20 protein-coding genes are annotated in these 23,687 nt (G+C 59.8%); 7 read left to right on the top strand and 13 right to left on the bottom strand.

From position 1 onward, the window contains the following. Positions 1 to 135: 135 nt before the first annotated feature. The 3 genes from P8K07_03690 (at position 136) to P8K07_03680 (ending at position 2,820) form a co-directional block, all read left to right on the top strand. Positions 136 to 588, top strand: a complete 453-nt coding sequence (locus P8K07_03690; protein MDG1957623.1) for a nuclear transport factor 2 family protein — start codon at positions 136 to 138, stop codon at positions 586 to 588. Positions 589 to 760: 172 nt separating this feature from the next. After that, complete coding sequence (locus P8K07_03685; protein ID MDG1957622.1) at positions 761 to 1,903, top strand: CaiB/BaiF CoA-transferase family protein; 1,143 nt, start codon at positions 761 to 763, stop codon at positions 1,901 to 1,903. Between the two features lie 86 nt (positions 1,904 to 1,989). Then, a complete protein-coding gene (locus P8K07_03680) occupies positions 1,990 to 2,820 on the top strand; it encodes an SDR family NAD(P)-dependent oxidoreductase (protein ID MDG1957621.1) in 831 nt (276 codons plus the stop codon). 88 nt (positions 2,821 to 2,908) lie between these two features. Here P8K07_03680 and P8K07_03675 read toward each other — a convergent pair whose 3' ends face one another. The 3 genes from P8K07_03675 to P8K07_03665 all read right to left on the bottom strand — a co-directional run bounded on the left by P8K07_03675 (position 2,909) and on the right by P8K07_03665 (position 6,809). Then, positions 2,909 to 4,072 (bottom strand): amidohydrolase family protein, encoded by a 1,164-nt coding sequence (locus tag P8K07_03675; protein MDG1957620.1) that lies wholly within the window; start codon positions 4,070 to 4,072, stop codon positions 2,909 to 2,911. A gap of 106 nt (positions 4,073 to 4,178) precedes the next feature. Next, a complete protein-coding gene (locus P8K07_03670; GenBank protein MDG1957619.1) occupies positions 4,179 to 5,459 on the bottom strand; it encodes an acyl-CoA dehydrogenase family protein in 1,281 nt (426 codons plus the stop codon). Positions 5,460 to 5,669: 210 nt separating this feature from the next. Then, positions 5,670 to 6,809 carry an AI-2E family transporter gene (locus P8K07_03665; protein ID MDG1957618.1) on the bottom strand — a complete coding sequence of 380 codons (1,140 nt, stop codon included), beginning with the start codon at positions 6,807 to 6,809 and terminating at the stop codon, positions 5,670 to 5,672. A gap of 311 nt (positions 6,810 to 7,120) precedes the next feature. On the opposite strand from P8K07_03665, the gene P8K07_03660 reads away from it, so the two are divergent. Together P8K07_03660 and P8K07_03655 are read left to right on the top strand one after the other, a co-directional pair. Next, positions 7,121 to 8,272, top strand: a complete 1,152-nt coding sequence (locus P8K07_03660; GenBank protein MDG1957617.1) for a deoxyguanosinetriphosphate triphosphohydrolase — start codon at positions 7,121 to 7,123, stop codon at positions 8,270 to 8,272. Continuing rightward, positions 8,269 to 8,886 carry a tetratricopeptide repeat protein gene (locus tag P8K07_03655; protein ID MDG1957616.1) on the top strand — a complete coding sequence of 206 codons (618 nt, stop codon included), beginning with the start codon at positions 8,269 to 8,271 and terminating at the stop codon, positions 8,884 to 8,886. Before P8K07_03660 ends, P8K07_03655 begins: the two co-directional genes overlap by 4 nt. A gap of 342 nt (positions 8,887 to 9,228) precedes the next feature. Here the strand turns inward: P8K07_03655 and P8K07_03650 are convergent, their stop codons facing one another. The 4 genes from P8K07_03650 to P8K07_03635 all read right to left on the bottom strand — a co-directional run bounded on the left by P8K07_03650 (position 9,229) and on the right by P8K07_03635 (position 12,996). Then, positions 9,229 to 9,960, bottom strand: coding sequence for a tetratricopeptide repeat protein (locus P8K07_03650; GenBank protein ID MDG1957615.1), 732 nt, complete (start codon positions 9,958 to 9,960; stop codon positions 9,229 to 9,231). Positions 9,961 to 9,992: 32 nt separating this feature from the next. After that, entirely contained in the window at positions 9,993 to 10,511 is a 519-nt protein-coding gene (locus tag P8K07_03645; GenBank protein ID MDG1957614.1) for a bifunctional nuclease family protein, read from the bottom strand. Positions 10,512 to 10,596: 85 nt separating this feature from the next. Continuing rightward, positions 10,597 to 12,015 (bottom strand): VWA domain-containing protein, encoded by a 1,419-nt coding sequence (locus tag P8K07_03640; protein MDG1957613.1) that lies wholly within the window; start codon positions 12,013 to 12,015, stop codon positions 10,597 to 10,599. Between the two features lie 6 nt (positions 12,016 to 12,021). Continuing rightward, positions 12,022 to 12,996, bottom strand: a complete 975-nt coding sequence (locus P8K07_03635; protein ID MDG1957612.1) for a MoxR family ATPase — start codon at positions 12,994 to 12,996, stop codon at positions 12,022 to 12,024. A gap of 107 nt (positions 12,997 to 13,103) precedes the next feature. Between P8K07_03635 and P8K07_03630 the strand changes: the two genes are divergently transcribed. Next, the gene (locus P8K07_03630; protein ID MDG1957611.1) at positions 13,104 to 13,850 is read left to right on the top strand and encodes an NRDE family protein; all 747 of its coding nucleotides are present in this window, start codon (positions 13,104 to 13,106) and stop codon (positions 13,848 to 13,850) included. On the opposite strand, the gene pgsA is transcribed toward P8K07_03630, so the two are convergent. Genes pgsA through guaB form a run of 5 tightly spaced genes read right to left on the bottom strand, consistent with a single transcriptional unit; the run spans position 13,847 to position 22,303 of the window. Continuing rightward, entirely contained in the window at positions 13,847 to 14,395 is a 549-nt protein-coding gene (gene pgsA / locus P8K07_03625; GenBank protein MDG1957610.1) for a CDP-diacylglycerol--glycerol-3-phosphate 3-phosphatidyltransferase, read from the bottom strand. The genes P8K07_03630 and pgsA overlap by 4 nt on opposite strands. Further along, positions 14,389 to 15,720, bottom strand: a complete 1,332-nt coding sequence (gene hflX, locus P8K07_03620) for a GTPase HflX (protein ID MDG1957609.1) — start codon at positions 15,718 to 15,720, stop codon at positions 14,389 to 14,391. The genes pgsA and hflX overlap by 7 nt, the downstream gene beginning before the upstream one ends. A 7-nt stretch (positions 15,721 to 15,727) precedes the next feature. Beyond that, entirely contained in the window at positions 15,728 to 19,192 is a 3,465-nt protein-coding gene (dnaE, locus tag P8K07_03615) for a DNA polymerase III subunit alpha (GenBank protein MDG1957608.1), read from the bottom strand. Positions 19,193 to 19,204: 12 nt separating this feature from the next. After that, positions 19,205 to 20,794, bottom strand: a complete 1,590-nt coding sequence (gene guaA, locus P8K07_03610) for a glutamine-hydrolyzing GMP synthase (protein ID MDG1957607.1) — start codon at positions 20,792 to 20,794, stop codon at positions 19,205 to 19,207. 51 nt (positions 20,795 to 20,845) lie between these two features. Then, entirely contained in the window at positions 20,846 to 22,303 is a 1,458-nt protein-coding gene (gene guaB / locus P8K07_03605) for an IMP dehydrogenase (GenBank protein MDG1957606.1), read from the bottom strand. A 191-nt stretch (positions 22,304 to 22,494) separates the two neighbouring features. On the opposite strand from guaB, the gene P8K07_03600 reads away from it, so the two are divergent. Continuing rightward, positions 22,495 to 23,022, top strand: a complete 528-nt coding sequence (locus P8K07_03600) for a gamma carbonic anhydrase family protein (GenBank protein ID MDG1957605.1) — start codon at positions 22,495 to 22,497, stop codon at positions 23,020 to 23,022. A 42-nt stretch (positions 23,023 to 23,064) separates the two neighbouring features. Here the strand turns inward: P8K07_03600 and P8K07_03595 are convergent, their stop codons facing one another. Continuing rightward, positions 23,065 to 23,670, bottom strand: a complete 606-nt coding sequence (locus P8K07_03595) for a peptidylprolyl isomerase (GenBank protein MDG1957604.1) — start codon at positions 23,668 to 23,670, stop codon at positions 23,065 to 23,067. Positions 23,671 to 23,687 lie beyond the last annotated feature (17 nt).

Below are 23,687 nucleotides of genomic sequence, written 5' to 3'. Positions count from 1 at the left end.
GGCTCACGGTCTATTGTTGCCGGAAGGCTGGGGGACCGTCAATGGAGCACCCCGACTCCAAGGGCGGGCCGATTCATGGTCCTTTGCGCGGAGGCCGCCAAAATGATCCCCTGCAGCGGCGAAGGGGTGAACGAAATGACGTTGGACGATCTTGTGGCGATCGAGGCTATCCGGCATCTCAAGGCCCGGTATTTCAGGGCGCTTGATGGGCAGGATTGGCCTATGATGGAGCAACTATTCACCCTCGACGCATCGATCGACACGACTGCGGACGGGGCGCCCTTGCTCGAAGGCGGCGCTGCCTTCTGCGCCTTTCTGGCGCCGATTCTCGCCGGCGTGCGCACCGTTCATCACGGGCATACCCATGAGATCGATATTACCGAACCGGATCGCGCATCGGGCGTCTGGGCCATGGAGGACCGGTTGTGGTTTCCCGAGGACCAGGGCGGTGCCTGTATTCACGGATTCGGCTGGTACCGGGAACGCTATCGCGCCGATCAGACGGGGCATTGGCAGATCGCATCCTTGCGTCTGGACCGGGTCCACGTGGAAACGGATGGCGTTGTTCGACGGGCTCCGACTTCCTGAAGGATACCGGTGCGGTGCGCGCGCCGGGCACAAATGGCTCGATGGCGTGTTTTGCCGGGTGTTCGTTCGCGGATTTGCGATGGATGCGGGGTTGGTCGTTTTCTCCAGATTTGCTCTAAGGGAAGGGTCGGGGCTTTTGGAGCTGTCCCGCGGGAAATAAAAGGAGTGTCTCATGGGTGGACCGCTGCAGGGAGTAAAGATCATCGAGTTGGCCGGGATGGGGGCTCTGCCGTTTGCCACATTGAAACTGGGCGATATGGGCGCCGAGGTGATTCGGGTGGATCGGATCTCGGATGTGCCGGCAGACCCCGTGGCTCGCCCTCATAACTTCTGGGACCGCGGTCGTCGGTCGATTGCCGTCGACCTCAAGAGTGCGCAGGGTGTCGAGGTGGTTTGTCGTCTTGTCGAAGGAGCTGAAATCTTTCTGGAATCCTTTCGTCCCGGTGTGGTCGAGCGGCTCGGTCTGGGGCCCGATGTGCTTTTGCAGCGCAACCGGGCGTTGGTCTACGGCCGGTTGACGGGCTGGGGGCAGGAGGGTCCGCTTGCGCAATCCGCCGGACATTCTCTGAACTACGAATCACTGACCGGCGTCGTGCGGGCGATTGGGCCCCGCGGCGGTCCTCCGGTGCCGCCGCTGACGGTGGTGGGTGACTTTGCGGGCGGCGGGATGTCTCTGGCCTACGGGGTGGTCTGTGCATTGCTGGAAGCGCGGGGCTCCGGCAAGGGGCAGGTCGTGGATGCAGCCATGATCGACGGGGTGATGTCTCTGGCTGCACCTTTTTACGCGATGCATGAGTCCGGCATGCACACCGACGCCATGGGCTCGAATCTTTTCGACGGCGGCGCGCCTTATTATAATGTCTACGAGACCAGCGACGGAAAATACGTCAGCGTGGCGCCGATCGAAGGACATTTCTACGCGCTCTTGCTGGAAAAGCTCGGCCTGGACCCAGCCGAGCTGCCCGACCGCGACGACCCGAAGCAATGGGCCGCACTTCGCGAGAAGATGGCGAGTATTTTCGCCACCCAGACGCGCGACCATTGGTGCGAACTGCTGGAGGGGACCGATGCGTGTTTTGCGCCGGTCCTGAACTTCAGCGAAGCACGCGAGCACCCGCACCATGTGGCGCGCGGCACCTTCGTGGAAGGTGCCGCCATGCCCGAGATGGTGCCGACACCTCGACTGGACCGGACCCCTGGCGAGCCTGGACCGTCACCGGCCTGGACCGGGGCCGATACGGATCCCGTTCTGGAGGAAAGCGGGTTCAGCCCCGTTGAGATCAGCGCACTGCGCAAGGATGGAGCGATCGCCTGATCGTTCCGCGATGACTCGGATCACCGCGACGACTCGGTTCGCCGAGGCTCGGGGTGCGGCCGAGAACCGAATCGGGGAGAGCGAATATGAAAGTCGAAGGCAAAGTTGTGGTTGTGACGGGTGGCGCCAGCGGGATTGGGCGCAGCCTGGCTGAGAGGTTCCATCGCGAAGGTGCGCGTCATGTGGTGGTCGCGGACCTTGACGAATCCGGAGCGCAAGAGGTTGCGGCCGGCATTGGCGGGACTGGCGTGGGGGTGGATGTGACCGACGAGCAGGCCATTGTGGGCTTGGTTGAGGCAACCGAACGCGATCAGGGACCGATCGATCTATTTGTCTCCAACGCAGGCTATGTGACGATCGGCGGATTGGAGGCACCTGTCGAGGATCTGCAGCGGATGTGGGAGGTCCACGTCCTGGCGCATCTCTATGCGGCGCGCGCGGTGATTCCGTCGATGGCGAAACGCGGTGAGGGCTATCTACTGAACACGGCATCAGCAGCCGGCCTTCTGTCTCAATTTGGCTCCATGCATTATGCGGTGACCAAACACGCGGCGGTCGGGCTTGCCGAGTGGATCGCGATCACGCACGGGCATCAGGGGATTCGTGTCTCGGTGCTTTGTCCGCAGGCGGTTGCGACCAATATCGAGCTCAACAGTCCGGACGCCGACAAGTTGGCTGCCGGCAGCAAGGATGTGGCTGCCGGCGATGGCGTCCTTCAGCCGGAGGCTGTGGCCGATAGCGTGATGGAGGCGCTTGCCGAAGAACGATTTCACGTGCTTCCGCACACGGATGTCGGGGAGTACGTGAAGCGCAAGGGGGCTGACGTGGATCGCTGGTTGTCGGGGATGCAGCGATGGCAAGCGCAGCTCTTCTCCGACGAAGAGCAACCCGCGCGTTGGTTGACCGGGAAATCTTAGCGCCCCGGCAAAGCCTGGATCTCTTTTTCTGTGCGCTCCCCGGTCCGCGAGGGATCGAGTGCGGGAAAGGACTGCGTTCTCGGGCGGGCTACTCGTCGAGGCCGAGCATCTCGACCATGTTCCCGTGATAGAACGCGTCGAAAACGGCCTGGTCGCAATCTCCCATGGTGGCCTCGAATTTACCGATCGGATCCGAGGTGCCTTCGGGATGTGTGTAGTCTGATGCGAAGACAAGCATCTCTGGCCCGATATTCTTGATGATCCACCCCAGCGGCTCGCCGGCGAAGGGAGCGAATTTGAGATGACGCCTCACGGTCTCGGAAGGCATCTCCGGCATCGGTGCAAAGCGCTTCATCGAGTTGGCCGTGAAGTCGAGTGCCTGCAGCCACGACGGCACCCAGAAGGCACCATGTTCCATGGAGATGCCTCGGAGCCCCGGATGTCGCTCGAAGACGCCGTCGAGCACCATGGCCGAGAGGAAAAGTTCGGCGCTGTTCTTGATGGCCACAAAGCCGATCAGCGACGAGGGTGCATCGCCTGCGACTTGGAGTTGTTCGCGGCCGTTGTTTTGGAAACTTTTGGAGACAGCCTCGTACTCGCCATTGACGGCCACATGAACGACAAACGGCCGGCCGGCCGCTTCGAATGCGGCCCAGACCGGATCGAAGTCGGGGTGCGTGAACGAGCGAGCGTCGTCATCAGGCTCGTTGGTATCGACCATGAACGTAAAGCAGCCGGCGGCGAGGCCTTCCTGCAGAAGCGAGCCGGCGACCTCAGGGCCCAGCCGAAGGGGCAGGTAACCGATTGCGGACAGTCGTTCGTCGTGGGCGCAAAAGGCGCCCATGGCTCGATTCAGAGCCCGGGCACCCGCGGTCAACGCGGCGTTGTCCTGCAAGTGGCCGATCTGGTGGAAGGAAAATGTCGGCAGGATAAATTGGCGCTCGAAGCCCATCAGGTCGAGGGCATGCGATCTTTCGTGCGGATCGAAGGCGCCGAGGCGACTCCAACCATTGCCGCGTGCCTGCATTAGGCTCGCCTCGAATTTGGCCATGACGCGGGGGTCTGCCTGTCGCTTTGCGAAAAGCTCCTTGCCACGGGAGAGGCCCTCGTCGGACATTGCCAGGTCTTGCTGGTCGGACATGGCTGGCAGCAGCGCGAGATCCTCGGGGGTGGCGGCGTTGCTCAGAAAGTCATCGAGTTCGATGACATGGCTGTCGACATCAATGATTCTTCGGTGTTCGGCATAACTCATTTGGAGCGGCCTCCCGTCGTCGTTCGCGATCGCTGTCGAACGATTCAGGCGTCCCGGCAGGGCATGTTGTGACCTGCCGGGACGCCAAATTTTCCGCGTTGAAAAATCAGGTCCGCGAGGCGATATATTTTGCGTAACCCTCGGCCATTTCGCGGAGCTGGGGGTCTGCGACGAATTTGGGCTCGTACTTCTCCCACGCGGCTTCTCTTTTGGCAGGGAAATACTCTGTTGGGAAAAAGCCCTCATGGGGTGTGTAGGATTTCAGGACATTGCGAGCGACTGTGGCCTTATGAACCTCGTCGACACCGTCAGCGATACCCATGGTGGGGGCCGCAGCATACATCGCCTGGATCGGGGTGAGGTTGGTGGTCCCCAATGATCCGAGAATATGAAGCGCGTTGAAAGATACCTCGCGCAGCACTTTGGCCATTGTATATTTTACCGCGGCGATATCGGTCCGAGTCTCTTGGGTGCTCGAGTTGTCGATCTTCCAGGCTGTCTCGAGAACGAATAGTCGCAGCATTTGAATCGATGCGTAGGACTCGGCGATCTTCTCCTGAACCATTTGATGCTCGCCGATGACCTTGCCGTGTGACTCTCGGCTGAGTGCTCGCTCGCACATCATGTCGAACGCCAGCTTGCACTGCGCGATCGTACGCATCGCATGGTGGATTCGACCGCCTCCAAGTCGGCGCTGCGCGAGGACGCGTGCACCGTCTTCCGGGCCGAGCAGGTGATCCGCCGGAACCCGAACGTCGGTGTACTTGATGTGGTTGTGGGAGCGCGGCTCGGGCATGATTTCGACGCCCGGACTTTTGCGGGGGACGACAAACATGCCGTTGGTGCACATCACAAAGAGGATATCGGCTACGCGCCCGGCGCTTGTGAACCACTTCTCGCCGTTGATGACCCATTCGTCGCCGTCACGTTCCGCGAAGGTTTTGAAGAGCCGAGGGTCCGAGCCGCCCTGGGGTTCGGTCATGGAATAGGCGGACCAGAGTTCCTGGTTCAGCATCGGCGTGAGCCAACGTTCCTTCTGTTCCTCGGTGCCGTAGGCCGCCAGCATTTCCATGTTGCCGGTGTCGGGTGCCGCGGCGCCGAAGATCTGCGGGGCTGAGCCGTAGCGACCGAGAATTTCGTTGATCAGACCGAGTTTGAGCTGCCCGAATCCCGGTCCGCCGAGGTCCTCATCCAGAAAGAGTGCCCAGAGGCCTTGAGCCTTGACCTGATCCTGTAACGGCTTGACGAGTGCTTTGATCTTGGGATCTTTCGAGCGGACGGCGTATGGGAAAATCAGGTCGAGAGGTTCGATTTCCTCCCGGCAAAATTTTGCAACCCAGTCGAGTTTCTCCTGAAATTCCGGATCCGTAGAAAAGTCCCAAGCCATTGATTCGTCCTATTCTTTCCTGGGGGCAGGGCGACTGCTGCCCGGTTTCGGCGGTTGCTCCTGCTCAAGAAGTCGGCAGTTGGGCACCCCTCGCACAAAGCGAAGGTTATCCAACGCACCCCTCATTGGCAACCGAAATTAGGGCTTGGAACCTAGGACAGGAGTGGTCGTGGCGACCCTACCGGGCGTTGTCCTCGTGGGCGCTTAGGTTCAGGATCTCGGGGGATCGGCCGCGTCAGGGGCAGAGCCGTCCGCCGATTTGGGAACGTTGTCTCGCGTGAGGTGAACTTCCGGCAGGTAGCTCGCAAATGCCTCGCCATAGATTTCCCAGACGGTGACAAAGAGTCCCGCAAGGATCGGGCCGACCAGGAGGCCCGTTGCTCCGAACAAGAGGAGGCCGCCGAGCGTCGAGAGCATGATCATAAGATCCGACATCTGCGTATCGCGACCCACGACGCGAGGCCTCACCACGTTGTCGACCATGCTGACGACCGTGAGGCACCAGACCGTCAGGCCCGCGGCCGCACCTGTGTGACCGCTCACATAGAGCCATCCAGCGGCCGGCACCCAGACCAGTGCCGCCCCGAGGCCGGGGATCGTTGACAGCACGGCCATCACGGTCCCCCAGAAAGCTGCGGCCGGAACGCCCGAGACGGCAAAGGCACTTCCTGCCAAGGCGCCCTGAAGAACACCGATCACGAGAGAACCCTTGAGAGTTGCTCGTGTGATGGAGACGAACTTCTCGACCATGCGAAGCTCGTCCTGTGTGCGCAGCGGAATGTAGTAGAGCACTTGCTTGAGGAGGCTCTCGCCGTCGCGAAGGAAGAAAAACATGGAGTAGAGCATGATGAAGAGCGCAAAGAGGAAGCTGGCCGTCCCGCGCGTGGCTGCGGTGACGGTAGCGAAAAGGAATTGCCCGACGAGGGAGGTCAGCTCACCCAGCTTGGAGTAGATTTGGGCCTGATAGGGAGCGAGAAATTCCGGGAGGGGAAATCTTGCGCTGAGATTCCCTTCCTTGGACGCCGCCAACTGCTCTTGCAACCAGGGTGTGATCGAGGCGGTGACGTCTCCTGCCTGATTTGCAACGACGCCGAGAAAGGCGAGCAGGGGACCGACCACGACCAAAAGGAGAAGCAGGATGGTCAGAGCTGCTGCCAGCGCTGTTCGACCACCGGTGAAGCGGGAGATTCGCTGCTGTAGTGGGTAGCTCAGGCCCGTCAGGATCGCGGCAAGGAGAAGCGGCGTCAGGAAGGGCCGAATCATCCATAGGAATGCCGCGGTGATCAGGCCCACCAGCGCCAGAAGAAAGGTACGGCGAAAGCGCTCGATCGGTAAGTTTGGCTCGTTCATCGTCTTGTCTCCCGGGTCACGGTCCTTGGGTGGTGGAGACCTCTACGGCGTGTTGCCGGTAACATCAACATGAATCGTCGGGTTGGGGCCCGAGCGATTGCCGAAAGGGGGTTGGGGCGGTTAGGATTGAGATTGATGGAGTGGGTACGGAGACTGATCTGGGTTGGGCTGGCGGCATTCGTGATTTCGACGCTCTGGCTGATCCTTTCGGGGCGGCTGGGTGCGCGAGTGGACGCAAGTCGCGCCGCACGCCATGCTGAGAAAGAGGCCGCCGCGGAGGCGATATCCTCAGAGCCGAGGAGTCGGTAAGGATGCGACGCGAGGATTACGAAGAACGAGAACGGGATACGCTGGCACCATGGGCTTCGATGGCGTCGGATTCCCGGGGGCGCGCCCATCCGGAGCCCGAGCATCCGCTGCGGACGGCGTTTCAGCGCGATCGCGATCGGATCGTGCATTCGACCGCGTTCCGACGGCTCGAGTACAAGACTCAGGTATTTGTGAACCACGAGGGCGATTACTACCGGACGCGGCTGACGCACACGATGGAGGGCGCCCAGATCAGCCGCACGATTGCGCGTGCGCTGCGGCTCAATGAGGATCTCGCGGAAGCGGTCGTTCTTGCGCATGATCTGGGTCATACGCCTTTTGGGCATGCGGGTGAGCGTGTTCTCGATGGATTGATGGCTGAATTTGGTGGTTTTGAACACAACGCGCAGAGTTTGCGGATCGTGGAAAAACTCGAACAGCGCTATCCGGAATTCCCGGGGTTGAACTTGAGCTGGGAGGTTCGCGAGGGAATCGTAAAGCATTCCTCGGAGTTCGATCGTCCTCAGGTGCGCGCCTTCGATCCGGGGTTGGCGCCGAGCCTCGAGGCTCAGATCGCCGATCATGCCGACGAGATCGCATACAACTGTCATGATATCGATGACGGACTTCAGTCGGGAATGCTGGAGCGCGAACGTATGGGGGATGTCGCCTTGTGGCGAGAGCATTTCGCGGTCACTTCGGAGCGTTGGCCGGACGCTCCGTTTTCGATCCTGCGCTATCAGACGGTGCGACGTATTCTTGACGCTATGGTTTCCAATCTGATTCAGAACGTCGAAGAGGAGATCGCTCGCCGCGGAGTTTCGTCAAACGCAGATCTGCGCCAGGCGACCCCCAACGTGGCTCGCTACAGCGAGGATATGGCCATCAAGATTCGTGAGCTCAAGGATTTTCTGATGGAGCAGCTTTATCTCCATGTCCGCGTCACACGGATGGGTGTGAAGGCAAAGACCGTGATGACGGGCATCTTCGAGGCCTATTTCGATGAGCCACGGCAGATGCCGCCTCATATTGTGGCCCAGATCAGCCAGGGGCGCGACAAGCCACGGGTGATTGCTGATTATATTGCCGGTATGACCGACCGCTTTGCGCTGGTGGAATATCGCAAGCTCTTCGATCCGCTCGAGAAGGTATGAGACGGGAGCTCTTTCTCAGGATTCACCGCGAGGATCATACAGTCGATTCTCTCGGAAGGGTTTTCCTGGGTGTTTCGGACCGGGAGGAGTCTCTGGCCTTGGTGAGAGCCTATCTCGGGCCACAGGGTAAGCTAAAGTCGGCAGCTCTCGAGGACGATGAGCTTCACGTGGCAGCCGAGGTCCGTGAGTTTACGGCCGAAAGTCGCAATCTGCTGCGGATGGGCCGCGAAGCCGTCCGGAAAGGGCGCCCACGCAGCGCGCTGGGGCACTATGAGGAGGCATTGAAGCTTTCTCCCTGGAATCCGGATGCGCTGAAAGCCTTGGGCCGGCTGTATTATCGCAACCGCCAAGCCGATGCCGCGCGCCAGTTGCTCGTTCGGGCGCGTGAGGCGGATCCAGCGGATGGTACCGTACTGTCGCTGCTCGCCGAGATTGCCTTGCACGAGGATCGACGACTCGCGGCCCGGGGTTATCTGGAGCAGTTGCAGCGCCTCGAGCCGGACAGCGTTCGCACGCGCAGCGCCTTGGCGCGTATCCAGCCAGCTGACGCTCAGTCCGCACGCGAGCGAATGGCCGACGTTCCCGATCCACCTGATTCGCCAGCGGAGGACTGAGCGAGACTCGACGCCAGCTGTTGAGCTCGGCGCTTGAAGTCGGCACGGGGTTCGGTCCGGCGGAGACGCGGATCCCTTAGGTCAAGGGGCCGGGGAGCAGCCCGTCAGGAGCGCCGTGTCCGATTCTTGCTATTTGTCATAATGGATCTTATCAGACATTGCGACGTCGCAAAGCCGGGGGCGATTGGGTCGGCAGTGCCCGGATCCTGTGATGGCTTCGCTCCGGGGATTTTTCCCGTCCGGGGGCTTCAAATGCTCGCGATTCCGCGCGGACAAGCGCACCGGGGGCCTCAGGGCTTGCCCGCGAACGACTGAGGGCCTGAAGTCGTTCCGCCGCGCAGCCTACTGCTGACTGACCTGAATGTTGCCGGGGAAGCTTGGCGCTGCGGGTGCCGGCAGCGTACCTCCGAGATTGACGACGGCTGCCTGAACGGCCGAAACGGCAGCGCCCTGCGGTGCGGCCTCGAGATAGGCTTTGTACGCCTCAACGGCGTCGTCGGCGTCGCCCGCATCCTCGTAGTTTCTGGCGAGGGCCAGCTGGACTTCGGGGTTTGCGGGTCCTGAGGCAGCGGCAGCCTTCTCGAGCTGGCCGCGGGCGGCCGCGGCGTCTCCGGCGCCGGTCATGGCGGCCGCGAGATTGAGGCGCGCTATTTGATTGATCGCATCGCTGTTGATGCTGTCTGCCAGATAGGCCTCATAATATTTGATGGAATCGGCGTATTTTTCCAGGTGCAAGGCGCTGCTGCCGGCGTAGAGATTGGCAAGCTTGCCATAGGTGGTGCCGTCATAGTTTGCCGCGAGAGTCTCGAAATCGGCCAAGGCGGGTTCCCATTTTTCACCACGGTAAATTTCGCTGGCAGCGTAGAAGTCGGAAACCGCCTCCTGATTTCGCGATTCCTGCCAAGTTCCGACAACGGCGATGATGACCAGGGCAACCGCGAAGATTCCCAATCCGACCTTGAGCTTGTCGGGGTTGTCCTGCGCCCAGAGAATGGCCCGGTTGCTCTGGACGACGAACTCATCCGGTTGCTTGATCTCTTTGCGGAAGTTTTTCTTCGATTGGCTTTTGCTCATCAGATGCTTTCAGTCGGGAGAGTCATTTCTGACTACATTTTGTATTTGAAATCGTCGGGCCCCATATCCTGCAGGATCTCCGACCACTTTTCGGGCTCTACGGAAGACAGGTTTGTATTGTCAGCTCCGGCGTCTTCGTCGGCAACCATACTGGATTGTTCGAGAACATGCTTGGCCACCCAGATCTCGCATTTGGCTCTCAGGGCCAATGCGATTGCGTCGCTCGGCCGAGCATCCGTGCTCCAGGTGTTCTCGCCGGAGCGAAGGGTAATTTCGGCGTGGTAGGTGTTCTCGCGGATATCGCAGATCGCTACGCTCAGGACCTCGATCGAGGCCTCCTGCAAAATATTCGTCAGGAGATCGTGTGTCTGTGGTCGTGAGACCTTGAACCCCTCAAGCTCACTGGCGACAGCGTTCGCTTCGAGGCCTCCGATCCAGATCGGCAGGCTCAAGCGGTTCTCGGCGTCGCGCAGAACGACGATCGGGGTTTTGGAGGTCGGGTCCACGGTCAATTCTCCGACCTTCATGCGGATCGCTTCCGACGTTTCCATGCCTTAGTCGTAGCGACGGTCCGGGTCGGGGTCAAACCTGAGAGCAAACCGGGGCTGACATTCTTGCTGTGATTTCTCGAGGGGTTCAGACGACCAACAACTCGTCGATCACCCGGTACAGCTGGTTGAGATTCCGACACTCCTGCACGACGTCGCAATATGGGCTGTACTGGTCCATCTCACTGTCTCCGAACCCCCAAGTCGTGCGTCCCTCGGGGTTCAGCCAGATGACCTGACGCGCTTTTTGTTGGATATCGCGCAGCACCCAGCCCTGGGGGAGATTATAGTTGTTTCGGGCATCCCCGAGAATGATCACCGTGGTGCGCCGATCGATGGCTTGTAAATGGTCGGCGTGGAAGTCCTTGAAGGCACGGCCGAAGTCGGAGTGCGCGAAGATGTTGATGATGTCCCCGCGGAGCGCCAATTCAAGTGCCTTGCCCGCTTCGTGTTCCTCGAATAGCTCGGTAACTTCGCCGATCTCGGCCACGAAGACAAAGCTGCGCACACGCGAGTAAAGGTCCTGCAGGGCGTAGACAAACTGAAGCATGAAGCGAGAAACATTTCGCACGCTATCAGAGACGTCGCAGAGCACGACGATCTGTGGTTTGTGCTTCTTTTTTCGCTGGAAGCGCACGTCGAACGGAATGCCGCCGTACCCGATATTGTGGCGCAGCGTGCGCTGGAGATCGAAGTTGCCACGTTTTGCACGGTTCCGTTTGACCGCGATCACGTTGCGCAGTCGGCGCGCCAGCTTGGCGACAGCTTCCTTCATCCGACGAATTTCATCCTCGGTCAGATAGTAGAAACTCTTTTCGCCTATTTCACCGAGACCGGCATCGTCCCTTGGCTGGCCTTGCTGCTGGCTTTTCTCGACGTTCGCCGCGCGCTTCATCATCTCGCGCATCTCGGCCATTCGCTGACGGATCATTTCGCGTAGCTTGGCGGCGTCTTCATCGCCGAGACCTTCTTCGGCCGCATCAGCAGCCCCGTCGAGCTCGCCTCCCAGGGTAGGAAGGCCAAAGGCTTCTCCAAGGGCGTTCGCGAACTGTCCGGGTCGAAATCGGAGGTTGCCCTCCCCCTGCGCTTGTCCCTGAGCCTCTTCCATCGCCTCTCGCAGGCGTTGTTCGAGAGCGCCCTCATCCTGTTCCAGGAGCGCCTTCGCGATATCTGACAGCTCCATATCCTGTCCCTGAAGGATCTCCTCCAGTTTGGCGAGAAGTTCCCGCATCTCCTCAAGCGATTGCTCGAGTGCACCTTCGGCATTGGCGGAGGCCTCACGGACGCTATCCCCGAGAGCCGAGAAGTAGACGTCGAAGAGGTCGTCGAATACCGGTACGTCCACGGCGCGTTTGATCATCGTGGCGCGGAGGGCCCCGCGCATGATTTCGCGATCGCTCAGCCCCGCAATCTCGAGGCTTGCCAGAGCATCAAGGCTTTCGGCCGGACTGATTCTCAGTCCGTGGTGGCGGAGAAGCTCCGCAAATTCGAGGAGTCGTGACTGCACTTTAATCTAGTGGAGAATATCGTCTTTGGTCGTATCTGCGGACGCTTTTTCTGCGGCATCAGCAGCGGCCTTCTTTCGCGCGACGAAATCTCGCAATTCCTTTTCGGCTTTTCGGATATCGGTTTCGTATTTGAAAATCGTGCTCAGCGTATCGCGCACGGCTTCTTCGCCAAGCGAGTCGACGTTGAGGATGGCCAGGGACTTGGCCCAGTCGAGGGTCTCGCTGATGCTGGGTGATTTTTTCAGATCGAGTCGGCGGACCTTTTGCACCAAGGCGACCACTTGTTCCGCCAGAGCGGACTCGAGCTCGGGCACCTTGAGCCGAACAATTTTTTCTTCTTGTTCTCGGTTCGGGAAGTCGATGAATAGATGGAGACAGCGACGTTTCAGCGCGTCAGAGACTTCTCGACTATTGTTGCTGGTCAGGATGGCGAGAGGACGCGAGCGAGCTTCGATGGTCCCGAGTTCGGGGACGCTGACCTGGAAGTCACTCAGGACCTCGAGCAGGAAGGCCTCGAATTCGGCGTCGGCCTTATCGATCTCGTCGATCAGCAGTACCGTCGGTTCCTCGGACTTGATTGCAGCGAGAAGTGGCCGAGGCAGAATGAACCGTTCCGAGAAGAATACGCCATCCTGATCGCCGATTCGTTGCACGGCTTCGTCCAAGGTCGTCGTTCCGGTCAAGATATCGCTGATCTTGTCCTTGAGCAGCTGGGTGTATAGAAGCTGCTTGCCGTATTCCCACTCATAGAGGGCCTTTGCTTCGTCCAGACCCTCGTAGCACTGCAGCCGAATCAAGGGCTGGCCAGTCGCGAGTGCGACGACCTTGGCCAGTTCGGTCTTGCCGACGCCTGCCGGGCCTTCGACGAGGATGGGCTTTCGCATTTTGGCGGCCAGGAAAACGACCGTCGCGATAGCCCGGTTGCAGATATATTGCTGGGCGGCGAACCGCTCCATAACCTCTTCGATCGATGCAAACATGATGTGACTCCTGCCCACAGTGTGGCATCTGGAACGGCGCAACGGAAGTTCTGCCGAGAACTCTGCTGACTCGATCCGGAGTCCCGGCTTCGCTAGGATGAGCCGCGATGTGCACTTTGGCGATCTACCACCGCCTTTTCCGTGACCTTCCGGTCGTGGTCGCGGCGAACCGTGATGAGTTTCTGGCTCGCCCGACACTGGATCCGCATATTCTGGCCGAGTCGCCGAGGGTCTTTGGCGGCCAGGACCAGGTTGCCGGCGGGTCGTGGCTGACTCTCTCGGAGTCGGGGCTGGTGGTTGGAGTGCTCAATCGGCGGGTCGAGCATCCCTCGGACGAAGCGCGAGAGTCTCGGGGCCAGTTGTGTCTCGATCTCGCCAAGCTGGCGGATGCATCGGTGGCCGCCGAGTTCCTGCGAGGCGTATCGCCTGAACAGCATAATCCCTTCAATATCCTGGTAGCCGACGGGCGGAATGCCTACGTCGCTCAGAACCGAGCTGCATCAACCGAAGTCCTCGAACTGGCGCCCGGGCTTCACGTGCTCACCAACCTCGACGTGAACGATCACGAGTGTTCACGCATCTCGCATTCATGGAAATTCTTTTCTCGTGCTGGTGACAGCTTTCTCGAGCACAACGACCGCGCTCGACTTCGCTCCGATTTGCGGGAGGTGTTGTCGGATCACCTCACGGCTGTTGATGATCGACAGCCGACGGACCAAATCTGTATTCATACCGAGGGGTATGGCACCCGATCCTCCACCATGGTCATGCTTGACGATGCGGGAGTGGCAGAGTTTCATCATGCCGCCGGACCGCCCTGTCGTCACGATTACAAGCCTCTGGCCTGTCGTTAGTCGGGGCGGGTCTGGTACCACTGAAGGCCGCGGAGCACGTACTCGGATCCTGCGAATGCAGTTACGATCGCGGCGGATTGCAGAAGGATTTGATCGATCACTGCAAGGTCGAGCTGTGGTTGCCATAGGAGGAGCAGCGCCCCGCCGATCCCGGTAATCTGGAGAAATGTGGCCAGCTTGCCTGTCCAGCTCGGTCGAACCTCCATCTGCTCCCCGGTCAGGAAAAAGAGCAAGGAATACCCGCCCAGACAGACCACGTCTCGGGTCACGATGATGGTGACGACCCACTCCGGTACTTTGCCCAGGGAAGCCAACGATATCAGGAGTGTCAGGACCAGGCCCTTGTCGGCGAGCGGGTCGAGATAGGCCCCGAGTTCCGTGCGCGTTTTCATCATGCGCGCGATGGCGCCGTCGAGGCTGTCGGTGACTCCGGCGGCAATGAAGAGTGCAAAAGCGAGCCCGAAGTGGCTGTAGTCCAGCGCGATGACGATTCCCGGGATCGCGGCAATTCGCAAAAGCGTCAGGCTGTTCGGGATATTCAGCATGGTTCGGGTCTCTGGAGAGCTCGCCGAATCTGACCGTCAAGCTTCTCGTTCACCAAAGCTTCTACCTGAGTCCCGCGATCATCGCTCGTGGCTTTCAGGACCGAGCCTTCACGGTGCAGTCGGGCGAGGAGATCGCCTCGCTCGATCGGTATGAAAAACTGTTCTCGGATCAAATTTCTGGAAATTCGCCGATCCAGCTCTCTTTGCAGATCCTCGAGGCCGATCTCTGCTGCGGCCGAGATGGCGACACCGCCTTCGCGTCGCGCTATCGCCTGTATCTCCATCTGCGCTTCCTGTGGTACGCGATCGGTTTTGTTCCAGACTTCGAGTATCGGAATATCGCTGGCGTCGATCTCCGCGAGCACCTGACGCACGACACTGCGGTGAATCTCCTGCGCGGCACTCGAGCTGTCGATGAGGTGGATCAGCAAATCTGCCTGGCGCACCTCCTCGAGTGTGCTCTTGAAGGCCTCGACGAGTTCGTGCGGCAATTTGTGAACGAACCCAACCGTATCGCTTAAAAGCACTCGCCCCGACCGCTCGAGGTTCAACTTTCGCACCGTGGGATCGAGCGTGGCAAAAAGCAGATCGTCGATCAGGACATCCGCCCCCGTCAAGGCCCGCATCAGTGTGGATTTGCCGGCATTGGTGTAGCCGACAAGGGCCACGGTGGGGAACGGGACTTCGGCCCGCTCTCGTCGGTGCAGGTCGCGGGTCCGGGCGACCTCCTTCAGGCGTCGGCGGAGCATGGCCATCCGGTCCCGCACGCTACGGCGGTCGACCTCGAGCTGGGTCTCGCCAGGCCCGCGGGTCCCCACCCCTCCCCCTCGTTGCCGCGAGAGGTGGGTCCAGTGGCGGGTGAGTCGTGGAACAAGGTATTCGAGCTGTGCCAACTCGACCTGCAGTTTTCCCTCAAGGCTTTGGGCTCGGCCTGCGAAAATATCGAGAATCAGCTGGCTGCGATCGATGACACGGACACAGGGCTCTCCGCCGGGCCCGAGACCGAGTTCGCGTTCGAGATTGCGCAATTGAGCGACCGTGAGAGGATCGTCGAAGACCACCAGATCTGCGCAGTGTTCGTAAACCTCGTCGCGAATCTCCTGTACCTTGCCCGCACCTACGTAGGTCCGAATATCGGCCTGCGGTCGTTTTTGTGAATTGCGCCCGATCACTCGAGCGCCCGCGCTTTCGCAGAGTCGTTCCAGTTCGTCTAGGGACTCATGGAGAGGCAGGTTGTCCGCGTCGATGCGTCCGTTGTCGAAGCCGACCAGGTAGGCGGTCTCCTGCTTGGGGACGATCGAGTGTGAGGTGCGTGATTTTGCCATCAGTTGCTCAGGAAACGAATTTCACTTCGGCCTTGCGGAACCGTTCGCCCAGAGCGGCAAGCAGCTTGTCGTTCGTTGTCACCGGGAAGGACTCCAGCGCAATTCGGGTCTCGAACCGTTCTCGGATCACATGCAGGTAGCTGGGAATGTCTCCCGAATGCATCTCGAGAGTGCGCTTGAGTCCCTGAATCTCGGCTGCGGTGATCTCGGATTCGCGGACTCGGATCTGAACTTCTCGAACAGCGCGCGAGCGAGCGTCGTCGAGTCGGACGAGCGATTCGGCGATGACCTGACATCGCTCCTCGGTGACGTCGAGTCTTCCATTGAGGCAGAGCGGTTCTTCCACGAAAAGGAGTTCTTCATGCTTGCGATAGGTATCGGGCCAGGCAATGACCTCGACGTGACCGTGCAGGTCTTCGAAGTAGAAACTTGCGTATCGGTCCCCTTTTCGAGTGTTTTTTGGCTTCAGGCCCTGCACGACTCCGGCGAGAGTGACCTTCTGTTGGTTGGGCATCTGGCGAAGGTCCAGAGTCCGTGCCGTCACCAATTTCGTAAGCTGTCGTTTGTAGCGGTCCAGTGGGTGTCCGGTGATGAAGAATCCGAGCGTTTCCTTTTCCTGCCGTAACTTTTCGGCCTCGGGCCACTCGGCATCGCGATCGAACCGGAACTTCTCCGGCTCGCCACCGCTGGCTGCACTGAAGAGGTTATGCTGATTCACGTGGCTGGCGGCGACCTGTGCCCAGCGCAGAAGGTTCTCCAATGAGCCTGCCATCGAAGCGCGTTCGATTCCCGAGAAATCGAACGCCCCGCATTTGATCAGGCTGTCCAGGGCCTTTCGGTTCACCGGCGCGGATTGTACCCGGACGACGAGTTCATCGAGTCCGTTGAAATTGCCATCCTCGTCGCGATGTTTGAGGATGGCGTCGATCGCCTTGCTCCCCAATCCCTTGACGGCACCGAGGCCGAAGCGAATCTTGCCATCTGTGACAACCGTGAAATCTTCGCGGCTCTCGTTGATGTCCGGCGGAAGGATGGGGATTTTCCGAGAGCGCGCTTCGGCAATATTCTTGTGCGTCTTGTCGCTGTCGCCCATTTCGAGAGTCAGCAGGCCGGCAATGAATTCTTCCGGATAATGCGCCTTGAGATAGGCTGTCTGGAAGGAGATCAGCGCATAGGCGGCCGCATGACTCTTGTTGAAGCCGTAACCGGCGAAGGTTTCCATTTGGTCGAAGATCTCGCCGGCATTCTGCGCCTCGAGACCGTTCTTTTCGCAGCCCTGAAGGAAGCGTTCCCGCTCCTTGGCCATGACCTCGACTTTCTTCTTGCCCATGGCTCGGCGCAGGTTGTCGGCATCTCCCAACGAATAGCCCGCAAGGATCTGGGCCGCCTGCATCACCTGCTCCTGATAGACCATGATTCCGTAGGTCTCTTTCAGAATGGGCTCCAACTTCGGGTGGGGGTAGGCAACAGCCTCTCGTCCGTGCTTTCGATCGACGAAGTTGTCGGTCATCCCCGAGTCGAGCGGGCCCGGTCGGTAGAGAGCATTGATTGCGGTAATTTCCTCGAAGGTTGTGGGCTTGAGTCGCTGAACGAGTTCACTCATTCCACTGGACTCCATCTGGAAAATACCGACAGTCTTCCCTTCGGAGAAGACCTTGTAGCTTTTGGCGTCGTCCAGCGGGAGCGCGGAAACATCGATTTCGATGCCGCGGGTTTGCTTGATGCGGCGGACGATGTCGGCGATCAGCGTGAGATTTTTCAGGCCCAGAAAATCGAATTTGATCAAGCCAACGGCTTCGACGTCACCGCCACTAAACTGGGTGATGAGGTTTCCCTTGTCCACGCAAAGCGGAAGGGATTCCACCAACGGGCGCGACCCAATCACGACACCGGCCGCGTGTTTGGAGGAATGTCGCATCAGACCTTCGAGCTTGCCGGCGTAATCGAAGAGTTGGCGCTCTCGATCGCCCGTCTCGGCGATCTCGCGCAGCTTTGGCTCCATGCTCAGCGCCTGCTCGAGGTTGAAGTCCCTGCCCTGACGAGCTGCGGGATAGAGCTTGGCCAGCTTGTCCGTCTCGCCGTAGGTAAACTCCAGCACGCGGCCCACATCTTTGAGTGCCGCCTTTCCCTTGAGGGTTCCGAACGTGATGATTTGGGCCACGCGATCCTCGCCGTACTTCTCGCGGACGTATTGAATCACTTCGTCGCGACGCTCGTAGCAGAAGTCCACGTCGATATCCGGCATCGAGATGCGTTCCGGATTGAGGAATCTCTCGAAAAGCAGGCCCAGGGGAATCGGATCGATGTCGGTGATTTCCATGGCATAGGCAACCAGGCTGCCCGCCGCCGACCCCCGCCCCGGCCCCACTGGAATGCCGCGGCGCTTGGCCCAGAGAATGAAATCCGAGACGATCAGAAAATAGCCGGAAAACCCCATCGATTTGATGATGTCCAACTCGATACGGAGGCGATCCTGATACTCCTTGAGGATGTCCTCACCCCAGTTTTTACTGATTTTACGAATCTTCTCGAGCCGTCGCTCAAGTCCCTCGGCGGCTTCGCGCTCGAGAGCGGCTTCGAGGGTGTCGTTGTCGTCGAGTTCGAATTCCGGGAATTCGTATTGACCGAAGCTCATCTTGAAGTCGCATCGTTTTGCGAGGTCGACTGTATTGGAGATGGCCTCGGGGAATTCCGGGAAAGCGGCCTTCATCTCCTCCGGCGTTTTGACAAAGAGCTGATCGGTCGGGAATTTGAAGCGGTCGGGATCGCTTAGTGTCCGTCCTGTCTGGATGCAGAGGAGCGCTTCATGGGCATGTGCGTCGCCTGGTTGGAGGTAGTGGCAGTCGTTGGTCGCAATCAACGGGAGGCCGAGGTCACGGGCCAGCGAGAAAAGCTCTCGGTTCGAGAGTTCCTGCTCGGCCATATGATTATCCTGCACCTCGATATAATATCGATCCTTGTCGAAAATCTGGGCGAATTCCTTGGCTACCTCGCGTGCCCGCCCGGTGTCGCCGCGCTGGATCGCCTGATTGACCTCGCTGCCGAGGCAGCCCGAAAGGCAGAAGATGCCTTCGTTGAATTCATTGAGTAACTCGCGGTCGATACGAGGCTTGTAATAATAGCCCTCCGTATAGGCCTGGGTCACCATACGACAGAGATTGCGGTATCCCTTCTCGTTCCTCGCCAAAAGGACCAGATGATAGTTGCCGCCTGTCTCGGGATCCTCGCTGCGAGCCTGGCTCTTGTCGAAGCGCGACCGCGGTGCCACGTAGACCTCGCAGCCGATAATCGGTTGTACCCCACCCGCCTCACAGGCCTGATAGAAGTCCACCGCCCCGAACATGTTTCCATGATCCGTCATGGCCAATGCCGGCATTCCTGCCTTTGCGACGTGAGGAACGAGATCCTTGATCTTGTTCGCCCCGTCGAGGAGCGAATATTGCGTATGTGTGTGGAGGTGGACGAAACTCATTTAGGTATTTTCTTACTCCCACTCGATTGTTGCGGGTGGCTTGCTGGAGACATCGTAGACCACTCGGGACACAGAGGAAATCTCATTGATGATTCGATTTGAGGTTCGCTCGATAAACTCGTAAGGCAACCGCGCCCAGCGAGCGGTCATGAAGTCGATAGTCTCGACGGCGCGGAGTGCGATCACATGCTCGTAGCGACGCGCATCACCCACGACGCCTACCGATTTCACGGGCAGGTAGACAGCGAAGGCCTGTGAAACTTGGTCATAGAGGTTCGCGTCACGTAGTTCCTGAATGAAGATCGCGTCAGCCTCGCGCAATACGTCCGCGTAATGCTTCTCGATCGCGCCCAGAATGCGTACCCCCAGGCCGGGGCCCGGGAAGGGATGCCTCTGGATGAGAGTCTTGGGCAGTCCGAGGTAAAGACCGATTTTTCGAACCTCATCCTTGAAGAGTTCGCGAAGAGGCTCGACTAGTTTCAGCGACATCCTGTCGGGCAAGCCTCCGACATTATGATGGGATTTGATCACGTGGGCCTTGCCGTATTTCGAGGCGGCCGATTCGATCACATCCGGATAGATCGTACCCTGCGCGAGCCACTTGACGCCTTGCAGTTTGTTGGCCTCCCGGTCGAAAACGTCGATGAAGGTGGCACCGATGATCTTGCGTTTGGCCTCGGGGTCCTCGACGCCGGCCAGCTTGGTCAGGAATTCATCCTCCGCGTCAATCGTCAGGATCTTCAGCGGCAACAGTTCGCCGGTGTCCATGGCGTTGGCAAAGGCAGCTTCGACTTCGCCCTTTTCGTCTTTTCGCAACAGACCATTGTTCACAAAAATGCAGGTGAGTTGGTCGCCAAGGGCCCGCGCGAGCAGTGCGGCCACGACCGACGAGTCGACGCCTCCCGAGAGTCCGAGCACGACCTGATCGCTTCCCACTTGCTCCCGCACGCGCGCAATGGCGTCATCGACAATATTCTCGGCTGTCCAGCTGCCCGTGCAGCCGCAGATCTCTCTGGCGAACCCACTGAGCAGCTCGGCTCCTCGATGGGTATGAGTGACTTCCGGATGGAATTGTACCCCGTAGATCTGCTTGTCCGGCTCCTCCATTGCCGCAATCGGGGCATTCGCCGAGCTTGCGGTTCGCACAAAACCGGTCGGGAGCTCGGTTACTTTGTCGCCGTGGCTCATCCAGACATCGCAGCTCTCGGCTTCGCTCAACAGGTGGCCCAGGAACCGACTGCTCACATCGGCCCTAATGCTGGCGTGGCCGAATTCGCGCTGCTCGGAGGGGCTGACTCGACCGCCGAAGCTCTGCGCCATAGCCTGCATGCCATAACAGATTCCAAGCACGGGCACGCCGAGTTCGAATACGACCCCGGGAATCGTGGGCGTTGCCTGCTCCGTTACGCTCTCGGGGCCGCCGGAGAGAATGATCCCTTTCGGTGAGAACTCGCGGATGACCTTGGCATCCACGTCGAAGGGGTAAATTTCGCAATATACCCCGCATTCGCGCACGCGGCGTGCGATCAGTTGGGTGTATTGGGAACCAAAGTCGATGATGAGCAGCCGTTCGGCGTGAATATCTGCGGGTTCGCTCTGCATTCTCTGGTTACCGTTCAAACTCCTGCTCGACGACTCGGGCGAGCCGTCCTCCTAATCCATCCGATAATTTGGCGCTTCCTTGGCGACGACGACATCGTGAACATGGCTTTCGCGATGGCCGGCTTCCGAGATGCGGAGGTAGCGGGCATCGCGACGCAGTGCCTCCAGATCAGGGACGCCCAGATAACCCATCCCGGCACGAATTCCGCCGACGAGTTGGTGGATGTTGGAGGAGAGGGTGCCCTTGTAGGGAACCCGCCCCTCGATTCCCTCAGGGACCAGCTTGATGGCATCCTCTTCGCCGTCCTGAAAGTAGCGATCGCGGGAACCTGCCTGCATGGCCCCCAGCGAGCCCATTCCGCGGTACATTTTGTAGGTCCGGCCCTGATAGAGAATCGTTTCCCCCGGACTCTCCTCGGTGCCTGCGAAGAGGCTGCCGATCATGATGGTGTCAGCCCCGAAAGCGAGGCATTTCACCACGTCGCCCGAATACCGAATGCCACCATCGGCAATGAGTGGAACTCCGGCGCTCTGGCAGGCTTTGCTGGCATCATCGACAGCGGTGACTTGCGGCATTCCAACCCCGGAGATGATCCGGGTGGTACAGATGGAGCCCACTCCCATGCCGACCTTGACCGAGTCCACCCCGGCATCGATCAGGGCTTTCGCTCCGTCGGCCGTGCCTACGTTTCCGCCGACAACCTCGAGATCCGGATATTCCTTCTTCAGCTGGCTGACCGTGTCCAGCACGCCGCGCGAATGTCCGTGCGCGGTATCGACGCAGATGACGTCGACTCCAGCTTCAGCAAGAGCCTCGGCGCGGGCTTGCCAATCAGCGCCGACACCGACAGCAGCACCGACGCGCAGCCGTCCTCGGTCGTCTCGACAGGCGTCCGGGAAGAGCGTGGTTTTTTCGATGTCCTTGACCGTAATCAGCCCATGCAGATGCCCCTTGTCATCCACGACGAGCAGCTTTTCGATCCGATGGGCGTGGAGGATCCGGCGCGCGTCTTCGAGCGAAACGCCGGGTTCGGCGGTGATCAGCTTGTCGTGGGTCATGACCTCGCGGACCTTGCGGCCGAGGTTCTCCTCGAATCGCAGATCGCGGTTGGTCAGGATGCCGACCAGGCGTTGGTTCTCCGAGACCGGCAATCCGGAGATGCGTGCCTGTTTCATGACGGCCAGAGCCTCGGCCAGGGTTTCGTCGGGGCCTACGGTGAGTGGATCGGAGACCATGCCGCTCTCGAACTTTTTCACCCGAGCGACTTGCGCGGCCTGCACCTCGATTGGCAGGTTCTTGTGGATAAATCCCAACCCGCCCTCCTGCGCCATGGCAATTGCCGTCCTGGACTCGGTGACGGTGTCCATCGCCGCGCTGACCAGAGGGATCGACAGGGCGATCCGTCGGGTCAATCGGGAAGTTACCCGCGCATCGCGCGGCAGGATCTCCGTGCCGGCCGGGACCAGTAGAACGTCGTCGAAGGTGAGGCCTTCGCCCAAACGATGCAGTTCCATTTTCAGCCTCCGAAACGCAAAAAGCTCGGGGATCGACCCGAGCTCGGAAGTGTCCCGCAAAGAGAGTTGGCAATCGAGGGAGTAACCATGTACTTGGCTATCAATCGACACCGGATGTGGCAACCCGCGCTGGTGAGATATACCACATATTGTGGTTCTTCGCAGAAGAAAAGGGCACCTCATCCATGATCGAAACGATCCGTGATCACTCCCCGCGCATCGACCCCGATGCGGTCATTCTACCGGGGGCTGTGGTGGTCGGCGATGTGACCATCGAACCTGCAGCGAGCGTGTTTTTCGGGGCTGTCTTGCGCGGGGACGTGAATTCAATCCGCCTTGGGCGCGGCTCGAATGTACAGGATCAGGCCGTGATTCATGTCAGCTCCGACGGTTACTCGACCGACGTTGGGGAGGACGTCACGATCGGGCACGCTGCGGTGGTGCACGCCTGCACGGTTGGCGATGGGAGCCTGATCGGGATCGGCGCGATTGTCATGGATGGAGCAGTGGTCGGCCCCGGGTCCATTATCGGTGCGGGTGCTTTGGTCTCGCCTGGCTCGGAAATACCACCGGGAGTTCTGGCTGTCGGGCAACCCGCCCGCGTCCGCCGCGACGTTACTCCCGATGAGGCTGCCGGCTTGCTCCGATCGGCACAGAACTATGCTTCCCTGGCGCGCAGCTATCGCTCGCAGGGAATGGATCAGAACGCCTGAGGGCCCGACCGAAAGCAACGCCCGGTCGAGCCGCTACCGGCGCTACTTCTTGACCGTGATCGATTCGATAATCACGTTTTCTACGGGTTGGCCTTCGGACACTCCCGTGCGGGCGGTTTTGACGTCCTCGATGCTCTTGACGACGTTCATCCCGCCGATGACCTTGCCGAAGACGGCATAGCCATAGCCTCGCTGGGTCGTGTCCTTGTGGTTCAGGAAGGCGTTGTCCTTGGTGTTGATGAAGAACTGGGCCGTCGCGCTGTCGACTACCCCGGTTCGAGCCATGGCGAGCGTTCCGATGTCGTTTTTCAGGCCGTTTGCGGCTTCATTCTTGATCGGAGCCTGGGTGGGCTTCTTTTTGAGATCGGTATCGAACCCCCCGCCCTGAATCATGAAGCTCGGTATCACGCGATGGAAAATGGTGCCGTTATAGAATCCCGAATTCACGTACTCGAGGAAATTGGCAACCGTAATGGGTGCCTTGTCTCGATATAGCTCAGCTTCGATCGTCCCCTTGGAGGTCTTGATGAGGACGATCGGATTTGCCGATTTTGCCTCCGCCACTTCGTGGTGGGCGGCTGGTGCCTGGGTGGGAGCGCTCAAAAGAAGTCCGAATCCGGCGATCAGGGCGAGGCTGGTGCGAAATATTTCTCTCATGGGAGACG

Source organism: Candidatus Binatia bacterium (assembly GCA_029248525.1).
Classification (GTDB): domain Bacteria; phylum Desulfobacterota; class Binatia; order UBA12015; family UBA12015; genus UBA12015.
Note: the sequence above shows the minus strand (reverse complement) of the source record. Positions and strands in the feature narration are given on the sequence as shown.

What these genes read in the sequence shown, in the direction of transcription:
- P8K07_03690 (MDG1957623.1), top strand. Translation starts at nt 136, where the DNA reads ATGACGTTGGACGATCTTGTGGCGATCGAGGCTATCCGGCATCTCAAG.
- P8K07_03685 (MDG1957622.1), top strand. Translation starts at nt 761, where the DNA reads ATGGGTGGACCGCTGCAGGGAGTAAAGATCATCGAGTTGGCCGGGATG.
- P8K07_03680 (MDG1957621.1), top strand. Translation starts at nt 1,990, where the DNA reads ATGAAAGTCGAAGGCAAAGTTGTGGTTGTGACGGGTGGCGCCAGCGGG.
- P8K07_03675 (MDG1957620.1), bottom strand. Translation starts at nt 4,072, where the DNA reads ATGAGTTATGCCGAACACCGAAGAATCATTGATGTCGACAGCCATGTC.
- P8K07_03670 (MDG1957619.1), bottom strand. Translation starts at nt 5,459, where the DNA reads ATGGCTTGGGACTTTTCTACGGATCCGGAATTTCAGGAGAAACTCGAC.
- P8K07_03665 (MDG1957618.1), bottom strand. Translation starts at nt 6,809, where the DNA reads ATGAACGAGCCAAACTTACCGATCGAGCGCTTTCGCCGTACCTTTCTT.
- P8K07_03660 (MDG1957617.1), top strand. Translation starts at nt 7,121, where the DNA reads ATGCGACGCGAGGATTACGAAGAACGAGAACGGGATACGCTGGCACCA.
- P8K07_03655 (MDG1957616.1), top strand. Translation starts at nt 8,269, where the DNA reads ATGAGACGGGAGCTCTTTCTCAGGATTCACCGCGAGGATCATACAGTC.
- P8K07_03650 (MDG1957615.1), bottom strand. Translation starts at nt 9,960, where the DNA reads ATGAGCAAAAGCCAATCGAAGAAAAACTTCCGCAAAGAGATCAAGCAA.
- P8K07_03645 (MDG1957614.1), bottom strand. Translation starts at nt 10,511, where the DNA reads ATGGAAACGTCGGAAGCGATCCGCATGAAGGTCGGAGAATTGACCGTG.
- P8K07_03635 (MDG1957612.1), bottom strand. Translation starts at nt 12,996, where the DNA reads ATGTTTGCATCGATCGAAGAGGTTATGGAGCGGTTCGCCGCCCAGCAA.
- P8K07_03630 (MDG1957611.1), top strand. Translation starts at nt 13,104, where the DNA reads ATGTGCACTTTGGCGATCTACCACCGCCTTTTCCGTGACCTTCCGGTC.
- pgsA (MDG1957610.1), bottom strand. Translation starts at nt 14,395, where the DNA reads ATGCTGAATATCCCGAACAGCCTGACGCTTTTGCGAATTGCCGCGATC.
- hflX (MDG1957609.1), bottom strand. Translation starts at nt 15,720, where the DNA reads ATGGCAAAATCACGCACCTCACACTCGATCGTCCCCAAGCAGGAGACC.
- dnaE (MDG1957608.1), bottom strand. Translation starts at nt 19,192, where the DNA reads ATGAGTTTCGTCCACCTCCACACACATACGCAATATTCGCTCCTCGAC.
- guaA (MDG1957607.1), bottom strand. Translation starts at nt 20,794, where the DNA reads ATGCAGAGCGAACCCGCAGATATTCACGCCGAACGGCTGCTCATCATC.
- P8K07_03600 (MDG1957605.1), top strand. Translation starts at nt 22,495, where the DNA reads ATGATCGAAACGATCCGTGATCACTCCCCGCGCATCGACCCCGATGCG.